Source organism: Paenibacillus wenxiniae, assembly GCF_039822605.1.
In the GTDB taxonomy this organism is placed as follows: Bacteria; Bacillota; Bacilli; order Paenibacillales; family Paenibacillaceae; genus Saccharibacillus; species Saccharibacillus wenxiniae.
Map to the genome: position 1 here is coordinate 610,039 of NZ_JBCGUH010000003.1, position 15,248 is coordinate 625,286.

14 protein-coding genes are annotated in these 15,248 nt (G+C 41.1%); 3 read left to right on the forward strand and 11 right to left on the reverse strand.

All coding sequences use genetic code 11. The features are described from left to right. Positions 1-54: 54 nt before the first annotated feature. The 4 genes from AAHF22_RS08500 to AAHF22_RS08515 all read right to left on the reverse strand — a co-directional run bounded on the left by AAHF22_RS08500 (position 55) and on the right by AAHF22_RS08515 (position 5,894). A complete protein-coding gene (locus AAHF22_RS08500; RefSeq protein ID WP_347324564.1) occupies positions 55-2,484 on the reverse strand; it encodes a hypothetical protein in 2,430 nt (809 codons plus the stop codon). A 178-nt stretch (positions 2,485-2,662) separates the two neighbouring features. Continuing rightward, positions 2,663-3,520 (reverse strand): carbohydrate ABC transporter permease, encoded by an 858-nt coding sequence (locus AAHF22_RS08505; RefSeq protein ID WP_347324565.1) that lies wholly within the window; start codon positions 3,518-3,520, stop codon positions 2,663-2,665. A gap of 4 nt (positions 3,521-3,524) precedes the next feature. Continuing rightward, entirely contained in the window at positions 3,525-4,454 is a 930-nt protein-coding gene (locus AAHF22_RS08510) for a carbohydrate ABC transporter permease (RefSeq protein ID WP_347324566.1), read from the reverse strand. Between the two features lie 120 nt (positions 4,455-4,574). Next, a complete protein-coding gene (locus AAHF22_RS08515; protein WP_347324567.1) occupies positions 4,575-5,894 on the reverse strand; it encodes an ABC transporter substrate-binding protein in 1,320 nt (439 codons plus the stop codon). 185 nt (positions 5,895-6,079) lie between these two features. Between AAHF22_RS08515 and AAHF22_RS08520 the strand changes: the two genes are divergently transcribed. Further along, the gene (locus tag AAHF22_RS08520; RefSeq protein WP_347324568.1) at positions 6,080-6,970 is read left to right on the forward strand and encodes a helix-turn-helix transcriptional regulator; all 891 of its coding nucleotides are present in this window, start codon (positions 6,080-6,082) and stop codon (positions 6,968-6,970) included. A gap of 672 nt (positions 6,971-7,642) precedes the next feature. On the opposite strand, the gene AAHF22_RS08525 is transcribed toward AAHF22_RS08520, so the two are convergent. From AAHF22_RS08525 to AAHF22_RS08550, 6 genes are all read right to left on the reverse strand, one after another. After that, on the reverse strand, positions 7,643-7,924 hold the full coding sequence (locus AAHF22_RS08525; RefSeq protein ID WP_347324569.1) for a hypothetical protein: 282 nt from the start codon (positions 7,922-7,924) through the stop codon (positions 7,643-7,645). Between the two features lie 259 nt (positions 7,925-8,183). Then, positions 8,184-9,035, reverse strand: coding sequence for an ornithine carbamoyltransferase (locus tag AAHF22_RS08530; protein ID WP_347324570.1), 852 nt, complete (start codon positions 9,033-9,035; stop codon positions 8,184-8,186). Between the two features lie 14 nt (positions 9,036-9,049). Beyond that, the gene (locus AAHF22_RS08535; RefSeq protein ID WP_347324571.1) at positions 9,050-9,331 is read right to left on the reverse strand and encodes a hypothetical protein; all 282 of its coding nucleotides are present in this window, start codon (positions 9,329-9,331) and stop codon (positions 9,050-9,052) included. A gap of 59 nt (positions 9,332-9,390) precedes the next feature. After that, the gene (locus AAHF22_RS08540; protein WP_347324572.1) at positions 9,391-10,062 is read right to left on the reverse strand and encodes a hypothetical protein; all 672 of its coding nucleotides are present in this window, start codon (positions 10,060-10,062) and stop codon (positions 9,391-9,393) included. Between the two features lie 305 nt (positions 10,063-10,367). Beyond that, on the reverse strand, positions 10,368-10,970 hold the full coding sequence (locus AAHF22_RS08545) for a suppressor of fused domain protein (protein WP_347324573.1): 603 nt from the start codon (positions 10,968-10,970) through the stop codon (positions 10,368-10,370). 482 nt (positions 10,971-11,452) lie between these two features. Continuing rightward, positions 11,453-12,574 carry a DNA cytosine methyltransferase gene (locus tag AAHF22_RS08550; protein WP_347324574.1) on the reverse strand — a complete coding sequence of 374 codons (1,122 nt, stop codon included), beginning with the start codon at positions 12,572-12,574 and terminating at the stop codon, positions 11,453-11,455. 85 nt (positions 12,575-12,659) lie between these two features. On the opposite strand from AAHF22_RS08550, the gene AAHF22_RS08555 reads away from it, so the two are divergent. Continuing rightward, the gene (locus AAHF22_RS08555; protein ID WP_347324575.1) at positions 12,660-13,742 is read left to right on the forward strand and encodes a restriction endonuclease, SacI family; all 1,083 of its coding nucleotides are present in this window, start codon (positions 12,660-12,662) and stop codon (positions 13,740-13,742) included. Between the two features lie 354 nt (positions 13,743-14,096). Beyond that, a complete protein-coding gene (locus tag AAHF22_RS08560) occupies positions 14,097-14,438 on the forward strand; it encodes a helix-turn-helix domain-containing protein (protein WP_347324576.1) in 342 nt (113 codons plus the stop codon). Positions 14,439-14,691: 253 nt separating this feature from the next. On the opposite strand, the gene AAHF22_RS08565 is transcribed toward AAHF22_RS08560, so the two are convergent. Beyond that, entirely contained in the window at positions 14,692-15,087 is a 396-nt protein-coding gene (locus AAHF22_RS08565; protein ID WP_347324577.1) for a hypothetical protein, read from the reverse strand. Positions 15,088-15,248 lie beyond the last annotated feature (161 nt).

Sequence of the window (15,248 nt, forward strand, 5' to 3'; positions counted from 1 at the left end):
GCAGGATACAGAGGGATGATGACATTCGATAACGCTTCATTGCCCCAGCTTTCGTCAAATCATCAATTGTGCACTTTCAAATTTACCGTTTGTCAGCATCACACGCTTCACGATTTCTCCTGTTGGTGAAGTAAATACTAACCCTTGCTCCAGCAGTACATATTGGGTTGGATAAGCGGCATAGCTCGTAATCATCCAGCCGCCGGATTCATCCGGTTCAATTAGACCGTTGATGCACTGAAGCTGCCCTTTACTGTCGGTATACAAATAAGTCGTTGATCCAAAACCGAGCAAATAAGCCACCAGTTCTTCGCCCATATCCCAGTCATCTCCTTTAATATCTGCAAACAGACTACTAAATAACGGATCATTCGATGTTTTGAAAATGGATTGTCCAAAGCGGTTTCGGGACAGTTGCGGCATATTCAGATTCGGCGCGGCAATGCTGTATGTTGAAGCTGCCTCGCCTGGTTTGAGCTTGCGCATCGTAGAATGAACATTCCAGTCATAACAATGGAACATCGTCATCGTGGCGCGATAACCGGCTTCGAGCAAGTGAACATGGGCAAGCTTTTCATAACAGAACAGAGCAGCACTTGCCGCCAATCCACCCCATAACGAATGCGTCATAAAGGATAACGCTTCCCACCAGCGATCCGGGGCATTGGCTCTGTAATCATTGCTAAACCCGATATTGGCAACAATCAGTGGCGCATACCGTTCCGCTTCAACCGTTAACCCTGCCAGACATAATGCTTGACATGTGAGCGCAAAGCCTGCGTTATCATAAAAATGCTCTGTAATCGCGCCCTTGTAAGTAGCAGAATCTGCCTGCAACCTGCTTACCAGTGTCAGCCATAGCTTGCTCAGCTTATCGTGCCAATCCGTCAAACGATGCTCCTGCAAATCGTGTAACAAATCAGCGATATAAAGCACGAATACGCCCACAAGCTGGGATTCTTCCTGCTCACGCTTATTCTGGTGGAACTGTTCGTCAAGCCTCATACACATCACCTCGGCTGCCCACTTCAAATACATCACTGGGCTTCCATAATGCAACTGGGATGGCTCAAATTGGGACAGCAAATAATAGACATGACCGATATAATCAAAATCATAAATACGATAAAACTCGCCATATAACGGTTTTGGACACTGAAAGTTCCCATTTTCAAACCAGTGCTGCTTCAGATCAAAAAAAGCGGTTTCTTCCACCTTGCGTATTTGCTCTGTTATCGGAATTGAAAGCAGATTTTTCATTAAAATAAATGATAATTTGCCCAGTGATTCTCCTTGATTGGATAGTGGCAAAATCGCATACGGCCTTGTCGCAACGTCTGCGTTAAAGCTATAGTTACATAGCCAGGCTGCTCTTTGCTCCATCATGATATGGAGCGGTTCAAGCACATTGCCGACCAGCACATCGCATTTTCCGTTAGACAGCGTAGCCACCAGCTTGATCTCTCCAGCAGCTTGGATAGGCCGTACTATTCGCAATCGCTTACATTCGGAATCAGGCACGTTTTTAAATTCATTTAAAATATCGGTTTCTTTAACAACGCCTGTAGCACCGGTCACGCTATACATGATCGCCGACTGCAAAGTTTCATTTTCCGGCAATTGCACTTCAGCTATAAACTTTCCTTCCGTCGTCGTTACAGACGAATAGTTCCACACCGGGTGCTCATATTGCTTTGCTTTAGTATAAAAGTCGGCTTGTTCATGAAAAGTCGTAAACACAAACGACCATACTTTTTCGTCCAAAGGCTCAAGCTTTATGGAACTGTAGTCGCCACCGTAAATCCAATCATCGTCTGCCGACTGCTGTAGCGAGCTGCCATCCTCCACAAAGGACAGTCGGTGGTATAACATTCCATCCAGTGATGGTGACACCTGCTCCAAAAATCGATTGACATAACTGCAATGGGTGCCCAAAGCGGCAACACGCTCACCTGTACTGTATACGGCAAGATGAGGAGCCTCATTACTGCGACGTACAGCCGCAAATTTGCTATAGTCTCCGCCTAGATGAGGAAAAACCGCACAGGAATGGTTCATATTTTTTAACACATTATGATCGCGAAACATAATATACGCCAGCGAGAACCAACAATGAAAACCGCTGAGCACGACAGCCGAATGACTTGGATTGGAGCAACGAATATTCCAAGTCCACTCCCCGTCGTTGTTTAGCACGTATTCATGTTGCACAGTCAGTTTAGGATGTGCAAAATGAACGGTAGCCGCTTGATCCTCTACGACTTCAATATGCAGGGGTAGGCTGGTGCTCTCGATCCATTCACCATCTGCGATAACACTCCACTGCCCGAATCGCTTATCTTCATCAGCGTACCCGGCTTTTGTCACATAATCGGCATCGATGACCCAATTCATCTTTACCGGATCGTCGACAATAACTAACGATTCCAACGTTCCGTAAGGTGACAGGAGCATTTCAAATGTATGGTTCCGAAGTAAATGCAAGTTCTCACCTCTATCCTTCATTATTTACATAGTCAGCCTATAGGAGCCGCCTGACTTTGCTTAATCGCAACAGCACCAGTACACAGACCAAGTTAAATTCTAATTTTTTGTGTACAAAAATCATTATAAATAAGCGTTTAAATCCGACTTAAAACTCAAATTAATCTCGCTCAATGTACTAGCCTTTAACTCCGCCTACAGTCAGTCCTTCGATAAAGTACCGCTGGAAAAATAAGAACAGGAGCAAAATCGGTAAGATCGCCAGCACCGCACCTGCGATCAAAGCTTCATAGTTACTGCCGAGCGGTGTCACAAATGAAGCAAGCCCAATCGGTAATGTAAACTTGTCCGTCGTTCTAAGCACGATTAGCGGCCATAGAAAATTATTCCAGCTATTCATCGCCTGTAAAATCGCGATCGCTCCATATGCTGGCGCCATCAGCGGTGCCATGATCCGAAAGAAAATGCCAAATTCGGTACATCCGTCAATCCGTCCTGCATCCATAAAATCTTTGGGCAAACCGAGCGCAAATTGGCGAAAAAAGAAAATCGGCAGCGGTGCGACCACAAAAGGAAGGATGACACCCCAGATGGAATTGATCAGCTTCAAGCCAACTACTAATTTGTATAATGGCAGCAAAATAATCTCTACCGGAATCATCATCACGATCAGCACAAGCGTGAAGATCAAATTGCGGCCTTTAAAACGATACATCCCCAGTCCATAGCCAACCATAGAGGAAAAAAGCAGACTAAATATCGTAAACAGAACCGTAATTATCACACTGTTAAAATACCACTGAAAATAATAGCTTGCTTCACCTTTGCCACCAAACAGGCTGCGGTAATTGTCCAAGCTCATCAAGCTGAAATCAAGCCGGACATTTAATCCATACCGGAATAATTCACTCGCCGGCTTCAACGAAGCCAAAAACAAGGCATATAGCGGAAACATCATCAGCACGCCCAAAATCGAGAACAACGCGAACAGGAGCAAAGAAGCAAGCGAAAATTTTTTATGCTGTGCTGTGTTCATTACTTTACTCCTCCTTTTTAAACATACCGGTTAAAGTAAGCTGCACCATGCTGACTACGAGCGTAATGACTAACAGTACGATCCCTATGGCAGCACCTAGACCCAGATTGAAATATTGAAAACCTTGCTGATAAATGTAGCCGACTATCGTTAGCCCTATATTTTGTGGAGAGGGCTTCCCTGCCCATAACATATAGCTTTCGGTAAACATCGCATACCCACCGTAAATGCTAATCGTTAACACATAAATGGTAATCGGCTTCAACAGCGGCACCGTAATTTTCAGCAATTTCGTTCTGGTGTTGGCACCATCGATATCTGCCGCCTCATACAAATCAGACGGGATATTTTGCAAAGCGGACAGAAAATACAGCAAATTAATGCCGATCCAGCGCCATGAAGCCAGCACGAGCAAAGCAAACATGGACAGTTGGGAGCTGTATAACCAACGCTGACTAGAAATACCGAACAAGTGGAGGAACGAGTTCATCAATGCCCCGTCCAGCTCTCCAAACATCATCCGAAACACGACACCAGCTACTACGACCGAAGTCAAAGCAGGAATAAATAGCGTGGAGCGAAAAAAATTGCTGAACGGCATTTTTTTGGAATTTAACAGGACAGCAAGCAACAAAGGAATCGGAATCAGCAGCACGAGCGTAAACAACGTATACCGACTGCTGTTATACAATGCATCAGCAAAATCTGTATTCCATAGCTCCCGATAGTTATCCAGACCGACAAATGTTACTTCTCCAGGCAATACGCTCTGAAAACTCATCATGATCGCACTTAGCAAAGGATAGGCAAAAAAGAGCAGAAACGAAATGATAAACGGCAATACAAACAAATACGGGGCAAGCTGCTGCGGATTGACTAATCGACGTTTTGGTTTGATCGCGAAAGTTGTTGTTCTCGTTATTTTTTGTTGCATCGAATCACCTCCGCTCCTTTCACATTTTTCAGTATGTTTAATGTTGATATGACGGCAGCGATTGAATATCAGCTACCGTCATACCGATTTTAGATGCTTCAACTCCATGTTTACAGAAGATCATTCTAATTTTTGTTGTACTTCTTTCAATACGGTTGCCGGGTCTTTCATATCGATAAAGATCATGGGCATCGCTACATTACGAATATCGTCAAACACTTTTGGCGAAATGTCACGAATGTTAACCGGGGCGATTTGATCCTTAACGCTTAGCAATGTATCAAAAATATCCGTACCAAAATAGTCGGTATATTTATTGGATTCCTTCATTGCCGGATCAGTCCATACATCGGTACGGATCGGATCAAATCCAAGCTGCTTCCAGATTTGAATGTTACCTTCTTTGGACAGCTTAGCATACGCCAAAAACTGTTTCAGCAATTCCGGATTTTGGGCCTGGTTCGTAATCGAGGTTGCGGTACCGCCCATACCTGCGGAACGATTGCCGCCTTTTGTCCAAGCAGGCATCGGACGAATGATCATTTTGCCTTTAAGGTCAGGCATATGGTCTGTAAAGCGCCCCATAAACCAGAATGGCATAAATACCGATGCGGCACCTTCAGCGTCCATATAACCAAAATATTCTTCGGTATCATGACCAGCGCCTGGAGCAACAGCAGCGACTCCTTCTTTCACCATATGTTGAAAGAAATCCATCGTCTTCACATTGATCGGTGCATCTACAGTCGGTTTACCGTTAACATCTACCTGGTCAGAGCCTTGCTGACTGATCGCTGGCCACCATGACCAGTTACCGTTACCTTCAAATGTAATCATCGGCTTGCCGGTTTTAGCCAACATCACTTTACCGGCATTTTCAAAATCAGTCCACGTTTTAATATCGTCGGCGTTTAATCCCGCTTTATCCATCAGCTCTTTATTGTAATACATGACCGTTGCGCCAACATGATAATCAATTCCGTAATACGTATGATCCTTGCTGTAAATGTCCACTCTGGACTTTACGATATGGCTTAATTCAGGTTCAATGATATCATTCAGGGTAATCAATTGCGGCTTGCCTTTCATAAAATTCGGGAATTTACTCTGTTCGATATCGACCAGATCGGGAGCACCCACACTGGATTGCAGTGCAATTAGCAGCTTTGTATGCATATCATCATACGGAATCGTTGTGCCTTCCAGCGCGATCTGCTTATCGGGATGCGCTTTATTCCAACTTTCCGCCATGCTCTCCATAAATTTCTGATGAGCATCCACAAACGTCCAAAACACAACTTTTGTTGGCTGTGTGGTTCCCCCATTCGCAGTAGCGGTAGCGCTCTCATTATTGCCTGCATTTCCTCCGCAACCGCTCAGCATAACGCTTAGTGTCGTCATTGCGGCTAGTACCCATACGGCCAATTTCTGCTTTTTCATCCCTATCCCCCCTGAATAATTGTTCAATATTCCATTCTGTAAAAACATACATGGATACTACCGATTTATATCATTACAACATTTAAGAAAGCGCTTTACTTATAATATGTCATACTATAGATTAAAATAAACAAGCGTATTTAACCTAAATTTTAATATTTTCAACCTTTGGAGGAATTGTGTATATGAATGCGTCCATTTTGCATTTTATTTCACCGCCTATCCCTTATTTCGTTGATTGTGGTCATGCTTCGTACGATATTGGCGACTATCATATTGACCGCAACTGTATCGGCGTATTCGATCTGATCGTTGTGATCAAAGGCAGTCTGCCTGTCAGTGAAAACGGGGGGTGCTGGCAATTAAATGCAGGCGAATGGATCATTTTGCTGCCGGACGGTCATCATTATGGATTTGCACCCTGCACCGTACAAACCGAAATTATCTGGATTCACTTTCAAACCTTTGGCAGTTGGCAAGAGTGTGCAGATATGAAAGACTGTCTCCATCAGCAGCAGGCACTCATGGCAGAGCATAAAAATAAAGCGTATCTGAATCATAGCGATCTATGCTCGATCTTTATTCCCAAACATATGAAAATCTCTACCAAAGCGATGGAACAACTGGAGCTGTTTTTCAAACAAGAAGCCGAACCGAAATCGATGCGGAACTGGCGACGCCAAGCTATCTTTCAGTCCTTTTTGCAACAATTGGATCGTGATCTAGCAGAGCCGAGCGATATTACTGCCTTTCATTTGGCAGAGCAGATTGAGCTGTACATTCGTAACCATTACATGGACGATATTACGAATACAGTGCTGCAAAAGGCACTCAATTACCATCCGAATTATTTGGCAAAAAACATGTTTAAAGTTTTTGGCATGACACCGATGGCTTATTTGCAACATTATCGGATTGAACAGTCCAAACGACTATTGTTGCTCACTTCTTGGCCTGTAGCACGAATTGCCGAAGAAGTTGGTTTTCATCATCTTTCTCATTATTCTTCCTGCTTTTCCAAAAAGGAAGGAATCACGCCATCGGCATTCCGCAGTAAATTCGCAAAAACCAACTAGTTAATGCCCTTTTTCAAACGGGTCACACTCCACGACAATGCTCGTAACATAGACGTTAAGCGCCCGTCCACAATCTCGGCATCATTCACATATTGCGGAATGACCGTAGTTGGAGCAGCAACTGTAGGGGTCGCTTGTACGTTCTCCCTATGCAGGACAACGTTCTCTTGCTATTTGCAAATTACTAATATCGTGCAACCGGTCACAAATTCACCTTATATACATTTTATTCGTTTGATGAATGGGCATATGCAATCGATTTATATATATTTTCAACCTGTTGGATGGGTGGACAATCCGGTAAGACTGAACGGGTTCACTTTCCTTCCACTATGAACCAAATGATCACCACCTGAACGCACATCAAGGAATGGGGATGTACCCTGAACGAAAATCGAAACGCAATGATCCCATACTAAAAGCTCAAGCAACTTACGCGCTTGAGCTTTATCAACTTCCTATTCCAGGTCTTCTGTTCAGCCTGTTGCAGAAGATTCATCGTTGTGTATACGTGTGGTTTGGCGCCCTCTTGAAGCAATCGTGCATAATCATACGTAGCAAGTAACATTCATTGCTATTCACCAGTTGTTTCGCTCAAGCGAGAGCGTGGATCGAAACAATGATCCGACTGGTAATTGTGGTAGGATGTATAGGTGTTGCCGATCGCTACACTTATACATCCCGCAAAAGTGCAGTATCCAACTCCGCTCTGCCCAGATACCCGCTGCACAAAACAGGACGCTCGGCAATCTCATAAAATTTCTGCATATCCATATTATCGTTCCGACCCCAGACTTCAAACGAATCAAACTCCGCTTTGGAAATCTGATGATACTCCGGTGTATCGGTAAAGCCAGTTAGCACTTCATACGCATAAATATGTTCGCCAAATTTGCCGACAGAATGGTAGCCGCCATCTTTCAGGCGTATATATTCTTTATAGTGGAAACTCATGGTGATCAGGTATCCTTTCAACGGGTAAGGTGGAAGATCGGAATGATTGGGTCGCTGGGCATTGCAGATGCGTTAGCGTTGCTTGTTGGAGCACGGTTGTTGTATGAGTTGCGACATCGCATCGGTTGCAGCCGAATATGGAAAGTCTGGTGCATGGATTGACAGATGGAATACATGTGTACACGCAATTTTTGCCCCTCACTTCTCACTTCTCACTTCTCACTTCTCACTTCTCACTTCTCACTTCGATCAGGCTAATCTAGCATGAAACAGAAAGGCAATACAACAAAATCGCCTGCTGCACATAAATTAAATTCTTTTTAAACGCATGACCTACAAAATAATCCGAATCGATCGCATCCCTACTCACTTCCTCCTCTCGGAAAAAGGGCGGACAGGGATTCAACATCGAGCCAGGCTTCGTTAACTGCATTCGGGCTAATGTGATGCCATAGCGGCGAATATACTCCTCGGTGCGAAATTCATTCGGTAAAGAGTCGGTCAAAATCACATCACTATACGGTAAAACCTCTTCCAGCTCCGTATGGAACGTATAGTTAGACGAAGGCTCCGCAAATGCCTGCCCTGGTACACTAACATGGTGGAAATCTAAATTCATCACGCTGGCAATGTCTGCCCATGATCTGGATATGTTACTGGCAGGGCCGATAAACGTATACGTCAGCTCCGTATAGTCACTTCGCTGCTCACGAATCGAATAAAGATCCGTCAAAATTTCGCAGGGATGATTAACCGATGTCATTGCATTAATGATCGGAATACGTGCATGCTCCGACATCTCTACTACTTTCGAAAAGTCAGCATGCCTGACAACGATCGCATCTGCCCAATTTTGTATGTAGTTGATCGTATCGATTAGTTCTTCTCTGCGATCCAGCGTCTCCGGCGGAAATAGTATCGATTCGCCGCCCAATTGTTTGATCCCTTTTTCAAATGTAATTCTCGTTCGCAAGCTGCTCTCCGGGAAAAACAGGATGACCGTTTTACCGTGTAGTAATGGCTGGTCACCCGACTGCTGTAGTTTATCGGTTAGGTTGAAGATGTCTGTAATTTGCGATGAGGAAAGTTCATTAATATCTAACAAATGCAAGCCGAGTCACTCCTTTACAGATCTCGCAGCCGCGACGTATCCAAATACTCACTGCCCAGATAGCCACCGCACAGCGCAGGTCGATTTTTAATTTCATAAAACTTCTTCATATCCATTGGCTCTTGCTGCCCCCAGCTTTCAAACGAATCAAATTCCTCTTTGGAAATCTGATGATACTGGGGAGAGTCGGTCACCCCTGTTAAAATCTCATACGCATAAATATCATCGCCAAACTTGCCTACAGATTGGTATCTGCCTTTTTTTAAACGAACATAGTCGGTGTATCGCATGCTCATGATCTTCACGCTGCCTTTCGCTTTTTGCTTATACCTTCGGGCATTACCATTCAGTGTCTTTAAGAAAACTGCCAGAAGCCAGCTACAAGCTTTCCGATCTCGCTTCCCTTTATTTTAGCGTAAACATACAGCGCACCAAAACCAAACGGATAACTACCATCGTCCGCAATTAACGTTTCAGGATACCCTTCTTCATCCACTTGCAAGAAGAACGAGAACGATTCGGCATGCAGTTCTGTCATATAATAGTCTTCCTGTTGGATCCATTTTGGCGTACCGCCTACTTTAATTAGAAAAGGCACTGCCATCGCTTCACTATCATGGATCATTTCTCCGCGCACGATATGATGCTTGATCAGATCGGGATTTGTAAATGTATCTTTACTACTCTCCATTGAAACAGGATGCTCGATCACCTGGATCGCACAATGAGGATAGATGTTATGTTCCACATAGTCGTCATAATCCCCAGGAATGAAGATCGAAATCATATGGTCTGGCTTAAAGGGATGCATTAGACTCAGGTAAAAGAGATAGGTTGTACTTTTTTGCTGCTCATCGGTTGAACTTTTTTCCTGCTTATCGATAACATGTTTCTCATTGTCAAAATATGCTGGCGCATTCCCACCGATCCAGCCTGCTGTAGATTCGTTTGGCATATCAAGTTGCGCGTAATACAAAATGCAGTCTGTTCTATGTTGTAGGATATGAATAGGATTCTCCCTCATCATGGTTCGACTCTCCTATTAAGAATAATAATGTACTAGCGTGTGATTAAAATAGATGAAGAGATGTAGGTAGCACATCTTTCCGGTGTTTTGGGTGTTTTGGGTGTTTTGGGTGTGCATCAGATATGCATTTAATATGAGAACATGAATACATTTATCCCAATGTGCTCGTCTTACCAACACTATACGTGCGTATTCATATCGCTGAAATCAACTTGGTTGATTACCTGTATTACCATTGTACTCTTTGAATCGGCATATATGCATACATCTGAACTGCCATACCCCACCTATACCTATACCTATACCTATACCCGACAAGGATCAATAATCTCATATTCGCTGTCTTCCATATATAAGTCGAACGCTTCCACACCATCTTGTAAAATCAAACCCGCTTCTTGCCCGGTAATCGGCACCGCCCAGATCACCTGCACGATCTCATCCCCGATTCGAATCGCTTCCAGCTCCTCACTTTCTCCCCTCAGCTCATCAAGCAAAAGCGCTCTCGTTGACCAGTTATCCGGCGCAAGCTCACTTTCCCCCATCACTCGCGGTATGCGAGAATGTGGAGCCACCTCAATATGGTGCGCAAGTAGATCACAGATATAAGCAAATATTCGTTCAACTGGCTCGTCCCCCAGATCAGACGTCAGCGCCATCATCCATTCTGTACCAATGGTTTGCCCGGTGGACCGAACGGTGTTGGATAACCCAACCGTCGCAAATCTAGCCACATCCTCCTCAGTAACGGCTGGAAAATAATAAACTTCCACGTGAATCGCTTGATCCGGCTCGTTCAGCATCACCCGATACGCTGGCATCGACCATTGTTGGATAAATGCATGTAAGAGGATAGACCGCCGAATATCGAATGACAATTGTTGCTCATGATTGGATTCGGTAAACATGCTTAACACGCTCCCACTTGTATGTATGATTTGTTAAAAGACTACCCGGTTTAGTTGCGTTCTTTCTTCATTATGGAGTAATCATTTAAACTCAACAATAAAAACTCAAACTACACAATAAAGCTCAAGCCGCTAGAGCTGCTTGAGCTTTACTGTTCTCGATACGCTGTATTTTGTTCTGCCCCACTTAGCCGCCGGGCTGACTATTTATATTTATTTCTAGGCCCTTCATCCATCACGACCTCAACCCTAAAGAGAATAAATAAGATGTAGATCGATATTTAAAGAGAAAAACGTTCATGTGTCAGCGTGATCATACTCTAAATTAATACACTAATTACAAAAAAGTCCACATATATATGTGGACTTAGAAATTAAAGATTTATTATATCCAATTTCACACTTATAGATGCATAATCAAATTTTTGACTAGACTCTAAAGCATTATATACAACCTCATTATTACTCTAGTAAAATCCTCTTTAAATTAAAAGAAAATCTTCAAATGTAACCTGTCCAACATCAATATTTTGATTTCTTATAATCGGCTCATTTTCCAATTCACTAATTACTAGTTTAGCTACGATTTCTGCTAATTTGCAAGGGACTGCATTCCCAATCTGTCTATAAATAGCTGATTTGCTACCTTTAAACACATAATCTTCAGGAAATGTTTGTAGAAGAGCTGCTTCTTTAATTGTAATTCTTCTTAATCTATTAGGAACTTGTTGAAATTTCGAGTCTATTTTACCGTTAAGTAACGCAGAATGATATTCTACAACCCAGTCATTTATAGCATTCCCGTACAATAATTCCTCATCTACTATAGGTGTTTTATTTCCTCCCATTGAGGCAGGCAAAGTATTAGCATAATGATCTATATCTAGCGGTCTTCCCATACCGTTAAATATCATTCCTGCATAAGGTGATTTTCGCATTATTGGATTAGAGGCCAATGTAATTTTGGCAGTACAAGTTAACGGGTTTCTCTCAGTATTTGCAGGTCCTAAAGGAGCAAGAGTCTCACGAATTGACGTAGGTTTTTCCATTAATTGTTTCAGTCTTAACATCATTTTTTCATACTCTATTTTTTTTTCTAAAAAACCTATAAAAAAGACTCTTTCTCTTTTTTGTGGGACTCCATAATGAGAGGAATTTAATAAAAATGGAAAGCATGTATATCCCATACTAGATGTTCTTTTAAGAATACTTTCTCTAACATCTTTCCATTTTTCTAATGTACCTAATGCTTTAACATTTTCCATTACAAATACTTGAGGTTTTAATCTTTCTATTGCTTCAATAAATGTCCAGATTAATTGACTACGAATATCTTCTGGATCCATTTTTCCAGCCACTGAAAACCCCTGACAAGGAGGACCACCAAAAAGTATATCTATATTTTTTAAATCATTTAGTTCATTTATATAATGAGAAATATCACCTTCTCTAAGAAATGATTCTCGATGATTTTCTTTAAAAGTAGCACAGGCATCTTTATCAATTTCATTAGCCCAAACCACTTGGATCCCCGCTTTTTCAAAACCTACATCCATACCTCCAGCTCCAGTAAACAGCGAAACGCCTTTATATTTGTATGGCATGCATTAAAACCTCTTCTCTACAATATATTGTATAATAAACTTACATAGTCATATCGAACTAAAATTTTGCTAAGGAGAATAAGCAATGAACTTTCAAACCGCTGAAAAATTACTTCTTCAATCTTACAATGAAGCGCAAGAAATCACTTTCGATCCTGACGATGCTTTAAGCAAAGCTATAAATACCGTATTACATGGTACTCATAAAACTTACAAATATATAATGGTTAATGCGTTTCTAGCTAAAGCTACTGACCCAAGCATTAACCCTATTTGCTTACAAAAGAAATCAAAATTACCAGGAGCGTATGATGCTCGTTCTCTATGTCATCAAGTATTAATTAAATTTGAACGTGAATTTTTACAAAATGCTTTAGGTGGATCAAATGAACCTTTTTTAAATAAACCTGCTCGATTCGAAGAACTAAGCTTAACAAATGCAGTTAGAAGTGGGAAAGATAAAGAAACTCTTCAATTATTGTGCATGCTTTTGCCCCAAATTACAGACTATGGAACAGCGATGACAGCATTAATTTCTTCAATGTATTATTTACAAAAAATAGCCAAAAAAAATAGTGGAATAGCTACAATTTCTTCTTTAAAAAACCCAACCTATCTTGAAATTAACAGTCTATTGAATGATCTAGTCGCAAAATCAATGGGTGGCGAAGCTCTTGCTCTTGCTATCGGTGCTTTATTGAACATGTATTCTTTCTCATTAAAAGGAGATACAAAAGTAGAAACACATGTTGTTAATCAGGCGGGTAGCTCATCAAAAGAAGTAGGCGACATAGATTTTTATAATGATAACATTCTTACTTATGTGATCGAGGCAAAAGATAAAATCTTTACACCAACAGACGTAGACCATGCAATTCAAAAAACTTTCCAAAGTAATTGTAATAGATTAACTTTTATTTATGGCCCTCATGCTACTAAGTTAGGCGATAAAAATGAAGAAATTCTCATACAACAAGCTGCACAGAAAGGGATTTTTTTAAACATAATTAGTTTTGATGATTTTAAGATTAACTTACTCTCTATGATACTACCGGTTACTACAGATTTGTTTTTCACTTCAGCTAGAGAAGTTATAAGGGAAGCACGCATGAGAGAGGAAACCTTAGAACAATTCTTATTTATTTGCAAAAAGTATGACTTAGTATAAATGTATCAACCAACAAAAACAATTCACTTTCAATCTACGCTCTTATATTTTTTACTTATAATTTTAAGCATTCAACTAACATTATACTAGTTTTCAAACTAATAAAATGAGGTAGATTAAATAATTTTCACAATTCAAACTAGAATTATATCCATTTATTTTTGATCCTTAAAACAGATTTTTTTGTATTCAATACTATTTTTTCTAATTTCTATTCACAAAAAACTACTTATAAGTATTAATATATTTTAATTATAGTACTCATGAGGAGTAAAAACAATGACTATGACTGACTTTATTATAATAGTTTATAATTAATTACTCTTTTAGTCTTAATATCGAGGTGAGTAAAGAATGGATTTAAGGCATTTAGTGGGTACTAGGATCAGAGCAATCAGAAAAGTTAAAGGACTCACACAGCAGAAACTATCAGAATTATCAGGACTAGATGATGCTTATATAGGTTCAGTAGAACGAGGGGAACGAAACTTCTCTATTGACACTTTAGAAAAAATTGTTAAAGCATTAGAAATCCAACCTACAGAACTATTTGATTTTTATAGCGGAGTAGAAGAGCTAGAGTTAGCTCAACGAGAGGCACAAGATAACTTTGGCATCATGCTTACTACATTATCTTTAGATCAAATTGAAACGCTAGTTCGAATACTCGCAGAGCTACGCAACGCTTTTAAATAGAAGAAACCTTCTCTCTCAATACATGGATTAATAGACCCACTTTGCCTTTGAAGATGAATTTTCGAGATTGTCCCTGTAGTAGAGAGAGTTGCGATTTTCTTTTCATTGAGAGAAATTTGTACTATCTATTCAATCATTCAACTTCAATTTTTATGTAATCATTTTAATTTCGATCATAAAAGTCTACTGCAATATATCCTTTTTCATTGACATGGATATGAAAATGCACGATTTCATCGTACACAGCGAATTTCTAATCCAGTGGCAGCGCTATAAATTTCTCAAACGAATCGTACTGCCTGCCCATATAATCTCCTGCAAACCACTCAAACACCGTTATATAGCCGCCGCGGATCTCCTTATGTTCGATCATGCCAATAAGCGTTGGATGACGTAAATCCTCATAAATCGAAACCGTAGCTTGCAGCCGACTAATCGCTATATGTGCACTTACATTGCTGTATACCGTTGCTACGCCTGCTACTTTAATAAATAGTTTCCGTTGATCGTTTTGTACACCAAAACAAATATATCCCGAATCCTGGCTTTCAAATACGACAAATACCGTTCCATATTCAGCTAAAAAGCGAAAATCAAACTCTTTTTTCAGTGTAAAAGTTATGCCATCGATCGTTTTCGTGATCATCATGTATACCCTCCATATTTCCTGTAGTCGTGTTTATAAAATAGACTCTTTCCTTCTGCCAATTGTGTCCAGCTGATGCCGCAGATGGTTATCATCTCATTACACAAGACTAAAACTGGAAGACGGCACTAAATAAACACCGTTCTATCATCACGATCACTTGA